The organism is Paracoccus halophilus (assembly GCF_000763905.1).
GTDB lineage: Bacteria > Pseudomonadota > Alphaproteobacteria > Rhodobacterales > Rhodobacteraceae > Paracoccus > Paracoccus halophilus.
Genome location: NZ_JRKN01000012.1, coordinates 1 through 12,603, shown reverse-complemented (window position 1 = coordinate 12,603; position 12,603 = coordinate 1). Strand labels below are relative to the sequence as shown.

Genomic DNA, 12,603 nt, shown 5'->3' with positions numbered 1-12,603 from the left:
GGTCCCGGATTGGTGACTTACCCCATATCTAGGCATCCTTGACGGCGCGTGCCAGCACCACGACGGAAATCGGCCCGGCCCCGGCATCGCGCAGCGCCTGCGCCGATGCCGCAAGCGTCGCCCCCGAGGCCATCACGTCATCGACCAGCAGCAGCGCGCGCCCCTGCACGCGCGGGCGCATGCGTGCGGGAACGCGGATCGCATCGTCAAGATTGGCAAAGCGATCCGCGACCTTGCCATGATCCTGCATCGGCGTATTGCGCCTGCGCTGCAGCAGCCCCGGGGCATGGGCCAGCCCATGCACCCGCGCCAGATGCCGCGACAGCAACTCGGCCTGGTTGTATTTCCGCGACAGCCGTCGCCGCATATGAACCGGCACCGGCACCACGATCATGTCGCGCCGGATCAGCGGCCCGGCGGCCCGCGCCAGCCAGTCGCCGAGCGCTGGCGCCAGATCCGGCCGGTCGCCATGCTTGAGCATCAGGACAAGCCTGCGCCCGGTTCCGCGATAGGTCAGCGCCGCGCGCCCGCGCAGCCAGGGCCGCTGCATGCCCAGGCAGTCGTCGCAGACCAGCAGCCCCGCCGCCTCGTCCTGGTCCTCGCTGTCCTCGTCGCCCGGCAAGGGGGTGCCGCAGCGCGAGCATGAGATACCCTCGATGAAATCGGCCTCGCGCCAGCAGCCGGGGCAGAGCCCGCCTTCGCCGGCGACCGGCTCGCCGCAGCAAAGGCATTGCGGCGGGTAAACAAGCCGCAATGCGCCTTTAATCAGGGCGCGAAGCCCCCTATGTTGCGCCCCCATGATGCCTGACCGCTCCACGTCTGTTCCCAGCCTGACCGACCGCTGCGCCCTGATCCGTAACCGTGCCCGGTCCGTGCGCCTCGGCCCGGTCAATTTCCTGCATCGAATCATCCTCGACGAGGTCCAGGATAGGCTGACCGAGGTTAACAGACGGTTTATCGACCCGGCCATCGTGACCGGCATGCCGGGTTTCTGGGCCGGCGCCGTGCCGGGAGCAAAGGTCGTCGCGGACACGCCTGAACTGGCGCTGCAAGCCGGCGCGCATGATCTGGTGATCCACGCCATGGCGCTGCACTGGGCCGAGGATCCGGTCGGCCAGATCGTGCAATGCGCCCGCGCGCTGCGGCCCGACGGCCTGTTCATCGCCGCCTGTCCCGGCGGACGCAGCCTGCACGAGCTGCGCGATTCGCTGACCCGCGCCGAGGCCGAGGTCACCGGTGGCCTGTCCCCGCGCGTCCTGCCGATGGGCGAGATCCGCGATCTGGGCGCGCTGCCGGGCCGGGCCGGGCTGGCCCTGCCGGTCGCCGATCAGATCACCCAGATGGTCAGCTATCGAAACCTCTTTCACCTGGCGGCGGATCTGCGCGGCATGGCCGAGGGCAATGCGCTTGCCGCCCGCCTGCGCCGCCCGACGCGACGCGATGTCATGTTGCGCGCGGCGCGGATCTATGCCGAAAACCATCCCGACCCGCAGAACCCCGACCGCATCCGGGCCACTTTCGATCTGGTGTTCCTGACCGGATGGGCGCCCGACGACAGTCAGCAGAAACCGCTTCGCCCCGGCTCGGCGAAAACCCCGCTCGCCGAAGCCCTCAGCCGCATGAGAAAGCCCGAATGACCCGCCCCGAGCACGCCCCCGCCAGCCATCCCGAGATCGCCAGCCGCCGTATCGGCGTCCTGATCGCCAATCTGGGCACGCCCGACGCGACCGATTACTGGTCGATGCGGCGCTATCTGAACGAATTCCTGTCCGACAGGCGGGTGATCGATTATCCGGCCTGGAAATGGCAGCCGCTTCTGCAGACGATCATCCTGACCAAGCGGCCCTTCACCTCGGGCGCGAATTACCGGACGATCTGGAACGAGGAGGCCGATGAATCGCCGCTGATGACCATCACCAAGGAACAGGTGGCGGCGCTGCGGGACCGCGCCCGGGCGCTGTGGGGCGACCGGGTCATGGTCGATTACTGCATGCGCTACGGCAATCCCTCGACCCCCGATGTTGTCAGCCGCATGGTCGAGGCGGGCTGCGACCGCATCCTGTTCTTTCCGCTTTATCCGCAATATGCCGGCGCGACCATGGCCACCGCGAACGACCAGTTCTTTCGCGCGCTGATGGCGCAGAAATGGCAGCCTGCCTCGCGCACCGTGCCGCCCTATTTCGACCGGCCGGATTACATCGCGGCGCTGGCGGCCTCGGTTCAGCGCGCCCTGGCCGGGCGTCGGCCGAAAAAGCTGATCGCCAGCTATCACGGGATGCCGAAGCGTTATCTGATGGAGGGCGATCCCTATCATTGCCAGTGCCACAAGACCTCGCGCCTGTTGCGGGAACGGCTGGGCTGGGACGAGGGGGCGATCGATACCACATTCCAGTCGGTTTTCGGGACCGAGGAATGGCTGCGCCCCTATACGGTCGAGCATGTGGCCGAACTGGCGAAACGGGGCGTGACCGAGATCGCCGTGATCTCGCCCGCCTTTTCGGCCGATTGCATCGAGACGCTGGAGGAAATCCAGGGCGAGATCCGCGAGGCTTTCGAGCATGCGGGCGGGCGCGAGTTCACCTATATCCCCTGCCTGAACGCCGAACCCGACCATATCGAGGTGCTGACCGCGATCATCCGCGAAAACCTGGCCGGCTGGGTATGAGCCGGATGCGGCGCCGCGCAGGCCGCGGCGCCTCATACGACATTCAAACCTCGATCAGCGAATTGGCGATGGACGCGCGCCAGCAGTTTCTTGTCCGGGGGGCGCGTATGGGTCAGCTTGTATTCCAGGCCCAGCTCGGCCCATTTGAACTCTCCCATCTTGTGAAAGGGCAGAATCTCGACCCGCTCGACCTTGCGCAGCGAAGCGACAAATTCCGCAAGCCGGTCGACATTGCCGACCTCATCGGTCAGCCCCGGCACCAGCACGAAGCGCACCCACATCTGGCGGCGCTCGTCGGAAAGGCGGCGGGCGAAATCCAGCACCGGCCCGACCTCGGCGCCGGTGACCTCGCGATGGATGTCCGGATCGAATGACTTGATATCCAGCAGCCACAGGTCGACATCCGCCATCATCGCGGGCGTCACCTTGTCGCCAAGATAACCGTTGGTATCGACGGCGGTATGCAGACCGCGTTCCTTGCAGCGGCGCAGCAGGCGGCCGAGGAACCTGTCCTGAACCAGTGCCTCGCCGCCGCTGAACGTCACGCCGCTATGAAAATCGCGCAGAAATTCCGCATAGGGTTCGATTTCCGCCATCACTTCATCGACGGTAACGTGGCGTCCGTTCTTGAGATGCCAGGTATCCGGGTTGTGACAATACTGGCAACGGAAATGGCATCCGGTCAGGAAGGTCACGAAGCGTATGCCGGGACCATCCAGCGTTCCGCCCGTCTCATAGGAATGAATATAGCCCGAATGGCCGTCATTTCCGGTCCTGGAAACCGCTACTGCGGCCTCGGATTCGCCCTGATCGACGCGCAGCGCGTAGCGGCTGCCCTTGAGCGAACGCGCTGCGACAAAACTTCCCTTCATGGCTCGGCATCCTCCGTTGCGGGCGTGCCGGCTCAGGCGACCGGTTCTGGCTCTGCGCTTTCCGTGTCGCTGCGGCCGATCTCGGCCTCGTGCGTGGCAAGGCTCTGTTCCTGCGCGCCCACGGATTCGTGGAATGTCCGGGCGATGACCTCCTGCTGCTGCTCGCGGGTAAGCTTGATGAAATTGACCGCATAGCCAGACACCCGGACGGTCAGCTGCGGATATTTTTCGGGGTGATCCATGGCATCGATCAGGGTCTCGCGGTCGAAGACGTTGATGTTGATATGATGGCCCCGATACTGGGTATATGCGTCCAGGATGGTCAGCAGGTTGCCGATCTGATCGCTGTCCGTGCGGCCAAGCGCCTTCGGCACGATCGAGAAGGTATAGGAAATTCCGTCCTGCGCATGTTCATATGGCAGCTTGGCAACCGAGGCAGCCGCGGCAATCGCGCCATGGGTGTCCCGCCCGTGCATCGGATTGGCGCCCGGCGCAAAGGGCTCGCCCGCCTTCCGCCCGTCCGGGGTCGCGCCGGTCTTCTTGCCGTAAACGACGTTCGACGTGATCGTCAGCACGGATTGGGTGTGCACCGCATCGCGATAGGTCTGGTTCGCGCGGACCTTGTCCATGAAGCTTTTGACAAGACCGACGGCAATATCGTCCACCCGGCTGTCATTATTGCCGAATTTCGGAAAATCGCCGGTGATCTCGTAATCGACGGCCAGCCCGTCATCGTTCCGGATCACCTTGACGCTCGCATATCTGATCGCCGAGAGCGAATCGGCGGCGACGGAAAGCCCGGCAATGCCGCATGCCATGGTGCGATAGACATCGCGGTCATGCAGCGCCATTTCAAGCCGCTCGTAATTGTACTTGTCATGCATGAAATGGATGATGTTCAGCGCCTGGACATAGACCTTGGCCAGCCAGGACAGGAAATGGTCGTATTTCCCGGCAACGTCGTCATAGTCGAGGATCTCCGTCGTGACCGGTTCATGGGCGGGCCCGACCTGATCGCCGGTCATCTCGTCCTTGCCGCCATTGATCGCATAAAGCAGCGCCTTGGCCATGTTCACCCTCGCGCCAAAGAACTGCATCTGCTTGCCCAGCCGCATGGCCGATACGCAGCAGGCGATTGCGTAATCGTCGCCCCACATCGGGCGCATGATCTCATCGCTTTCGTACTGGATCGAGCTGGTGTCGATCGACACCTTGGCCGCGAATTCCTTGAAGGCGGCCGGCAGATCCCGCGACCAGAGGACCGTCAGGTTCGGCTCGGGCGCAGGGCCAAGGTTGTAAAGCGTATGCAACATGCGAAAGCTGCTCTTGGTGACCAGCGTCCGGCCATCCTCGCCCATGCCGCCGATGCATTCCGTCGCCCAGACCGGATCGCCGGTGAACAGCGAATTGTAATCCGGCGTCCGCAGGAAACGCACGATCCGCAGCTTGATGACGAAATCGTCGATCAGTTCCTGAATTTCCTCTTCGCTGATCTTTCCCGCCGCGACATCGCGTTCGATATAGATATCGAGGAAGGTCGAGACCCGGCCGACAGACATCGCCGCGCCGTTCTGATCCTTGATCGCCCCGAGATAGGCGAAATACAGCCACTGGATCGCCTCTTGCGTGTCGGTGGCCGGCAGGGAAATGTCGTAACCATAACTCAGCGCCATTTCCTTGAGCGATTTCAGGGCCTTGATCTGCTCGGACAGTTCCTCGCGCAAGCGGATGACATTTTCGTCCATCACATCGACTTCCAGCGATTTCTGCTGGCTCTGCTTGTCTTCGATCAGCCGGTCGACGCCATAGAGCGCGACCCGGCGGTAATCGCCGATGATCCGTCCGCGGCCATAGGCATCGGGCAATCCCGTCACCACGCCGACGCGCCGGGCGGCGCGGATCTCGGGCGTATAGGCGTCGAAGACGCCCTCGTTATGGTCCTTGCGATAGATCGAGAAGATGCGGTGCAACTCCTTGTCGGGCTCGTAGCCATAGGCTTCCAGCGAAGCCTCGACCATGCGTATGCCGCCATTCGGAAATGCCGCGCGCTTCAGCGGCGCATCGGTCTAGAGGCCGACGATCCGCTCGTTTTCCTTGTCGATATAGCCCGGGCCGAAAGCGGTGACGGACGAGGCGACCGCAGGGTCCACGTCGAGGACGCCTTTCTTCCGCTCCTCCTCGTAGAGATCGAGCACCTTCTGCCAGATCTTTTTCGTTCGCTCGGTCGGCCCGGCAAGAAAGGATCCGTCGCCTTCATAGGGGCTATAGTTTCTTTGGATGAAATCGCGGATATCGACCCGCTTTTGCCATTCGCCCGGTTGGAACCCCTCCCAGGCGATCCGATCGCTTGGGCTGATCTGGCGGCTAAATGAAGAAATCTCATGAGCGGTCATGATATTGTTTCCTCTATGTTTCCGGTAATCCTCTGCTGTCGGGCGCAGAGCCTCCATGCGTGGCTCGCGCAGGAACTGCCGCATCGTCACGTCGAGTGGGCCTGTCGCAAGCTGCGGCTGACCAAAAACCAAAGGCAAGCAGCGACTGACGGGGGACAGGATGCATACGACCTTCGCCGGGTCGTTGATACAGATCATTCCGGTTGTAACGGGAACCTGTCCGGCAGGGCGAATCGTGATCCGCTGCCGATCAGGCGGCACGCCGCGAGAGGTGACGGTTTGCCGTCTATGCTCCGGGCTTCATGCGACCTAGAGCCTGCGCGCCATCATCCGCACGACCGGGCGCATGGTTCGGCCCTTGATCAGCCAGCTTGTCGCGAATGCGAAACAGGCCAGCGCCTCAAGCCAGAAAACCGGGCGCAGCGCGGCCAGCGCGACATCCAGATCGGTCAGCCACAGAAAGGCGATCAGCGCCATGCTGGCAATGATGATCCAGCCGCAGATCCGATAGATGCGGTGTTCGGCCTGTTTTTCCGGCGCTGTCGCCTCGGGCGGGGAATCGTCGCGCACGAACAGCACCAGACAAAAGACCGCCAGCGCCAGCAGGAAGACCGCCGCGGCGGCAATATGCAGCCTGGGCCCCAGTTCCGGGCCGAGCAGGCATTGCATCAGGTTGTAATCGACGGATGGATGGTCCGCCGTCGGGCCGTTGTTCAGCAGACATTCCAGCGCCCCGCCATTCCCCGGACCGGCTGTTGCGGCGGGCTGGAGGCCGGCCTCGACCCGGGGCGGATCGGTGGGCGACAGCGATCCCAGCGTGATCGCCACGGCCGCGCACCGGGCCACCAGCCGGTCGGTGATCAGGCGGCCCGGCTCGCGATAGCCGCGATAGCTCCACATGAACACGGCGATCGCCAGCAGGCCGCCGACAAAGACCTCGCGCATGGGGGAATAGTAATAGCTTGAGATGCTGGAGCGCAGCGGATCGCCGGTCAGCAGCGCATAGAGCAGCATCGCCGTGGGGATGAAAAACCCCATGAACCCGATGGCCTTGCGCATCTCAAGATACGAGATGACCAGTTCGTTGTCGCGTTCCTGCCTGCCGTGATTGCCCGAATTGCCCATCTGCACCCCCTTGCGCTCCATTCATGCGGATTCTGCGTGACGGGGGTGTGAAATTCAATCTTTCAGGGCAGTTCCGCCAGAATGGCCTGCGCGGCGGCGCGGGGATCGGCGGCCTGCCAGACCGGGCGGCCGACGACGATGTGATCGGCGCCGTTGGCAATGGCGGTGGCCGGGGTCTCGATCCGTTTCTGGTCGCCGGCATCGCTGCCCGCCGGGCGCACGCCGGGGGTCACGATCAGCCGCCCGGCGGATTCGGGCAGCGCGCGGATCAGCCCCGCCTCGCGCGGGGAGGCGATGACGCCATCGGCGCCGGCCTCGAATGCGCGGGCGGCGCGGGCGGTCACGATCTCGGCCATGTCGCCCGGCCGGATCAGCCCGGCATCCAGATCGCCCCGGTCGAGCGAGGTCAGGATGGTCACCGCCAGGATCCTCAGCCCCGAGCCTGCGGCGCCCTGTTTCGCGGCCCGGACCACATGCGGATCGCCATGCACGGTCAGAAAGTCCAGATCATAGGCCGCGATGCCGCGCACCGCCGCCTCGACCGTGGCGCCGATGTCGAAGAATTTCATGTCCAGGAAAATGCGCTTGCCATGTTCCTGTTTCAGTTCATTGGCCAGCGCCAGACCGCCGCCGGTCAGCATGCCCAGCCCGATCTTGTAGAAGCCGACGGCATCGCCGATCTTCCCGGCCAGCTCCAGCCCTTCCAGCGCGTTCGGCACATCCAGCGCCACGATCAGACGGTCATCCATTTTTCACCCCGGGCTGCGACAAACGGCCTGTTTATAGGGGCGAAGCGACCGTCTTGAAAGCCTGTTTGTTTCTGCCCATTTAACAGGCATGACCCGGACAGGGCCGTGCCGATACGGGCGGTCCAAGGCGGGGGCTCAGGAAGGAAATTCATATGGATATGGAAAAATTCACCGAACGGTCCCGTGGCTTTCTGCAATCCGCGCAGACCATCGCGATCCGCGAGGAAAACCAGCGCGTGATGCCCGAACATCTGCTGAAGGCGCTGATGGATGACGATCAGGGTTTTGCCAGCAATCTGATCGCGCGCGCCGGCGGCGATGCGCAGGCCGTGCGCCGTGCCGTCGACGAGGCGGTGGCGAAACAGCCCAAGGTCAGCGGCGGGCAGGGCCAGGTCTATGTCGATCCCAGCATGGTCCGCGTTCTGGACGAGGCCGAGAAGCTGGCCAAGAAGGCCGGCGACAGTTTCGTGCCGGCCGAGCGTGTGCTGACCGCGCTCGCGGTCGTGAACACCAATGCCCGCGACGCGCTGGCCGCCGGCAAGGTCAATGCCCAGGCGCTGAACGCGGCGATCAACGATATCCGCAAGGGTCGCACCGCCGATACCGCCAGCGCCGAGGACAGCTATGAGGCGTTGCAGAAATATGCCCGCAACCTGACCGAGGCGGCCGAGCAGGGCAAGATCGACCCGATCATCGGCCGGGATGAGGAAATCCGCCGCGCCATGCAGGTGCTGTCGCGCCGCACCAAGAACAACCCGGTCCTGATCGGCGAGCCGGGCGTCGGCAAGACCGCCATCGCCGAGGGGCTGGCCCTGCGCATCGTCAATGGCGATGTGCCCGAATCCCTGCGCAACAAGCAGCTTTGGGCGCTGGATATGGGCGCGCTGATCGCCGGCGCGAAATATCGCGGCGAGTTCGAGGAACGCCTGAAGGCGGTGCTCAAGGAAATCGAGGATGCGGCCGGCGAGATTGTGCTGTTCATCGACGAGCTTCACGTTCTGGTCGGCGCCGGCAAGACCGACGGCGCCATGGATGCCGCGAACCTGATCAAGCCCGCTCTGGCCCGGGGCGAGCTGCATTGCGTCGGCGCCACCACGCTGGACGAATATCGCAAATATATCGAAAAGGACGCCGCCCTTGCCCGCCGCTTCCAGCCGGTGCTGGTCGAGGAGCCGACCGTGGAGGACACGATCAGCATTCTGCGCGGGATCAAGGAAAAATACGAGCTGCATCACGGTGTGCGCATCTCCGACGCGGCCCTGGTGGCGGCGGCGACGCTGTCGCACCGCTATATCACCGACCGTTTCCTGCCCGACAAGGCGATCGACCTGATGGACGAAGCCGCCAGCCGGTTGCGGATGGAGGTGGACAGCAAACCCGAGGAACTGGACGCGCTGGACCGCCAGATCCTGCAATTGCAGATCGAGGCAGAGGCCCTGAAGAAAGAGGATGACGCGGCCAGCAAGGATCGTCTGGAAACGCTGGAAAAGACCCTGTCCGAACTGCAGGAACAATCCGCGACCCTGACCGCTCGCTGGCAGGCCGAGCGCGACAAGCTGGAAGGCTCGCGCAATCTCAAGGAACAGCTTGACCGTGCCCGGGCCGAGCTGGATCAGGCCAAGCGCGAGGGCAATCTGGCCCGCGCCGGGGAGCTCAGCTACGGCATCATCCCGGGGCTGGAAAAGCAGCTGGCGGAAGCCGAGGGGGGCGAGGAAGACGGCCCCCTGGTCGAGGAAGCCGTGCGTCCCGAGCAGATCGCCGAGGTTGTCGAGCGCTGGACCGGCATTCCCACCAGCAAGATGCTGGAGGGCGAGCGCGAGAAGCTGCTGAAGATGGAAGAGGTGCTTGGTCAGCGCGTCATCGGCCAGTCCGAGGCGGTCACCGCCGTGTCGAACGCGGTGCGCCGCGCGCGGGCCGGGCTGAACGACGATAAGCGGCCGCTGGGCAGTTTCCTGTTCCTCGGTCCGACCGGTGTCGGCAAGACCGAACTGACCAAGGCCATCGCCGAATACATGTTCGACGACGATGCCGCGATGGTGCGCATCGACATGTCGGAATTCATGGAAAAGCATTCGGTCGCGCGGCTGATCGGCGCGCCTCCGGGTTATGTCGGCTATGACGAGGGGGGCGTGCTGACCGAGGCCGTGCGCCGTCGCCCCTATCAGGTCATCCTGTTCGACGAGGTGGAAAAGGCGCATCCCGATGTCTTCAACGTGCTGCTCCAGGTGCTCGATGACGGACAGTTGACCGACGGGCAGGGCCGGACGGTGGATTTCAAGCAGACGCTGATCATCCTGACCTCGAACCTTGGGGCGCAGGCGCTGAGCGCGCTGCCCGAAGGCGCCGACAGCAGTGCCGCGCGGCGCGAGGTGATGGCTGCGGTGCGCGCCCATTTCCGCCCCGAATTCCTGAACCGGCTGGACGAGATCATCATTTTCCACCGCCTGACGCGGGAAAACATGGACGGCATCGTCCGCATCCAGTTGCGGCAGTTGGAGAATCGTCTGGCGCAGCGCAAGATTGCGCTGGATCTGGACGATGCGGCGCTGAAATGGCTGGCCGACGAAGGCTATGATCCGGTCTTTGGCGCCCGTCCGCTCAAGCGTGTGATCCAGCGCAGCCTGCAGAACCCGCTGGCCGAGATGATCCTCGCGGGCGAGGTGCTGGACGGCGAGACGGTCAAGGTCAGCGCCGGTCCCGAAGGGCTGATCGTCGGCGATCGTGTCAGCGGCGTCCGGCTTGGCGATGACCATGAAAGCGGGCCGCGCGCGCCCTTGCACTGACCGTCCGCCGGCAGCAGCCGGCGTTTGAAACCGGGGCGGCCGACCGATGGCCGCCCCGCATTCAGTCCTGACGGCGCGCTCACGCGGAATTTCATCGGCCCGCGGCGCCGGGCATGGCATCATGGAATCGCCTTGAAACAGGAGACAGCCATGAAACTGAAATGGTCGGACGTCACGCCTGAACCCCTCTACCTGCGCCGACGCGCGGTTCTGGCAACGGGCCTTGCGGCGATCGCGGGCCCGGCCCTGGGGCTCAGCGGCAAGGCCTCGGGCTTTTCGACCGATGAGACGCCGAACAGTTTCGAAGAGATCACCAATTACAACAATTTCTACGAATTCGGCACCGGCAAGACCGATCCGGCGAACCACGCGGGCCAGATGGTGACCTCGCCCTGGTCGGTCGAGATCGGCGGGCTGGTCGACCGCCCCGGCAGCTACGGGGTCGAGGATCTGGCGCCCGAAGCCGCGCTTGAGGAGCGCATCTATCGCCTGCGCTGCGTCGAGGCATGGTCGATGGTGATCCCCTGGCTGGGCGTGCCGCTGGCCAGCATCCTGAACAAGGCCGGCGTGCAGCCGGGCGCGAAATATGTCGCCTTCCGCACCCTGCACGATCCCGAACGGATGCGCGGCCAGCGCGCCCGCATCATCGACTGGCCCTATCGCGAGGGGCTGCGCATCGACGAGGCGATGCACCCGCTGACCATCATGGCGACCGGGCTTTACAACAAGGCGCTGCCCAACCAGAACGGCGCGCCGATCCGGCTGGTGGTGCCGTGGAAATACGGATTCAAGTCGATCAAGTCGGTGGTGTCGATCACGCTGACCGACAAGCAGCCAGCCACCAGCTGGCAGATGCTGCAGCCGAGCGAATACGGTTTCTACGCTAATGTGAATCCGCAGGTCGATCACCCGCGCTGGTCCCAGGCGACCGAGCGGCGCGTCGGCGCGGGGCTCTGGTCCGGCCGGCAGGAGACGCCGATGTTCAACGGCTATGGCGAGCAGGTCGCCGGCCTTTATGCCGGCATGGATCTGGCGAAATATTACTGATGGGGGCGGGATGGTATCGTCGCTGAACCGCAGGCTGCGGCAGCTGCCGGTCTGGGCCGTCTGGCTGGCCGGGCTGATTCCGCTGGCCCTGCTGGTGCTGGACACGCTGCAGGGCAATCTGGGCGTCGATCCCGTCCGGGACATCCAGCAAAGGCTGGGCCGCACCGGCATCTATTTCCTGATCGCGACGCTCAGCGTGACGCCGCTGCTGCGGTTGACGCGGCTGAACCTGATGCGCTTTCGCCAGGCGCTGGGGCTGATCTGCTTTACCTATGTCGGCTGCCACCTGATCGCGTGGATCGTTTTCGACATGGCGTTCCTGTGGCGACAGATCGTTCAGGACGTGGTCAAGCGCCCCTATCTGGTCTTTGGCATGCTGGGCTTTGTCATGCTGCTGGCGCTGGCGGTCACCTCGAACCGCTATTCCATCCGCCGGATGGGGGCGAACTGGCGGCGCCTGCACCGGCTGGTCTATCCGGCGGCGATTCTCGTCGCCGTGCATTGGGTCTGGGCGCTCAAGGTCTGGGAATCATGGCCGCTGACGATTCTCTTGGTGATTCTGCTGCTCCTGGCCCAGCGTTTGCTGGCCCGGCTGCGCCTTGGGCGTGTGATCCAACAGGCGCTGGCCGGCGGGCGATTCCCCTGGCCGGCGGGTCGGACGGGGCAGGGCGAAGATATCTCGTGAAATAAAGTCATTTTATATCAGTTGCTTGCAAGTTTCCGTCAGTTTTTTGAAAATTCGCCCTTGCGGGTCGCGATTAGCATCCGTAAATACCCGCTCACCGAGACGGCGAGACGCTGAAACGGACGGACGGAACGGCGCCAGCGGCGCAACGAAGTTCGTAACAATCTGGGACAGGATGGCTTGACGGCGCCTTTTGTTATTGGCGCGGTTTGGTTGTTTTTGTTTCTGTGCTTTTTGACATTGCGAGATATCTGAAGGGATATGCGGGCGGTCTGGTCGTTATA

The 12,603-nt window shown here is 64.1% G+C and carries 12 protein-coding genes; 5 read left to right on the top strand and 7 right to left on the bottom strand.

Features of this window, described 5'->3' with window-relative positions:
• Positions 1-28 precede the first annotated feature (28 nt).
• Entirely contained in the window at positions 29-799 is a 771-nt protein-coding gene (locus IT41_RS10175) for a ComF family protein (RefSeq protein WP_036740874.1), read from the bottom strand.
• Between IT41_RS10175 and IT41_RS10170 the strand changes: the two genes are divergently transcribed.
• Complete coding sequence (locus IT41_RS10170) at positions 798-1,637, top strand: methyltransferase domain-containing protein (RefSeq protein ID WP_036740873.1); 840 nt, start codon at positions 798-800, stop codon at positions 1,635-1,637. The two genes, IT41_RS10175 and IT41_RS10170, sit on opposite strands and share 2 nt — an antisense overlap.
• Positions 1,634-2,665 carry a ferrochelatase gene (gene hemH, locus IT41_RS10165; protein WP_036740872.1) on the top strand — a complete coding sequence of 344 codons (1,032 nt, stop codon included), beginning with the start codon at positions 1,634-1,636 and terminating at the stop codon, positions 2,663-2,665. Before IT41_RS10170 ends, hemH begins: the two co-directional genes overlap by 4 nt.
• A gap of 32 nt (positions 2,666-2,697) precedes the next feature.
• Here the strand turns inward: hemH and pflA are convergent, their stop codons facing one another.
• The 5 genes from pflA to pyrF form a co-directional block, all read right to left on the bottom strand.
• Positions 2,698-3,537, bottom strand: a complete 840-nt coding sequence (pflA, locus tag IT41_RS10160) for a pyruvate formate-lyase-activating protein (RefSeq protein ID WP_036740871.1) — start codon at positions 3,535-3,537, stop codon at positions 2,698-2,700.
• Between the two features lie 32 nt (positions 3,538-3,569).
• Positions 3,570-5,591, bottom strand: coding sequence for a formate C-acetyltransferase (pflB, locus tag IT41_RS10150; protein WP_269429312.1), 2,022 nt, complete (start codon positions 5,589-5,591; stop codon positions 3,570-3,572).
• A gap of 12 nt (positions 5,592-5,603) precedes the next feature.
• Positions 5,604-6,128 (bottom strand): hypothetical protein, encoded by a 525-nt coding sequence (locus tag IT41_RS22180; protein WP_269429309.1) that lies wholly within the window; start codon positions 6,126-6,128, stop codon positions 5,604-5,606.
• Positions 6,129-6,239: 111 nt separating this feature from the next.
• Positions 6,240-7,076: a hypothetical protein gene (locus IT41_RS10145; RefSeq protein ID WP_036740870.1), complete on the bottom strand. Its 837-nt coding sequence runs from the start codon at positions 7,074-7,076 to the stop codon at positions 6,240-6,242.
• Positions 7,077-7,117: 41 nt separating this feature from the next.
• Positions 7,118-7,804 (bottom strand): orotidine-5'-phosphate decarboxylase, encoded by a 687-nt coding sequence (gene pyrF, locus IT41_RS10140; protein WP_036740869.1) that lies wholly within the window; start codon positions 7,802-7,804, stop codon positions 7,118-7,120.
• A gap of 152 nt (positions 7,805-7,956) precedes the next feature.
• Here pyrF and clpB point away from each other — a divergent pair, with 152 nt between their 5' ends.
• The 3 genes from clpB (at position 7,957) to IT41_RS10125 (ending at position 12,319) form a co-directional block, all read left to right on the top strand.
• On the top strand, positions 7,957-10,587 hold the full coding sequence (clpB, locus tag IT41_RS10135; protein ID WP_036740868.1) for an ATP-dependent chaperone ClpB: 2,631 nt from the start codon (positions 7,957-7,959) through the stop codon (positions 10,585-10,587).
• A 93-nt stretch (positions 10,588-10,680) separates the two neighbouring features.
• Positions 10,681-11,634 (top strand): protein-methionine-sulfoxide reductase catalytic subunit MsrP, encoded by a 954-nt coding sequence (msrP, locus tag IT41_RS10130; RefSeq protein ID WP_414811551.1) that lies wholly within the window; start codon positions 10,681-10,683, stop codon positions 11,632-11,634.
• Between the two features lie 10 nt (positions 11,635-11,644).
• The gene (locus IT41_RS10125; RefSeq protein WP_052081393.1) at positions 11,645-12,319 is read left to right on the top strand and encodes a protein-methionine-sulfoxide reductase heme-binding subunit MsrQ; all 675 of its coding nucleotides are present in this window, start codon (positions 11,645-11,647) and stop codon (positions 12,317-12,319) included.
• Positions 12,320-12,357: 38 nt separating this feature from the next.
• Here the strand turns inward: IT41_RS10125 and IT41_RS21585 are convergent.
• The coding region (locus tag IT41_RS21585) for a hypothetical protein (protein WP_231564728.1) at positions 12,358-12,603 on the bottom strand (246 nt) is incomplete at its 5' end.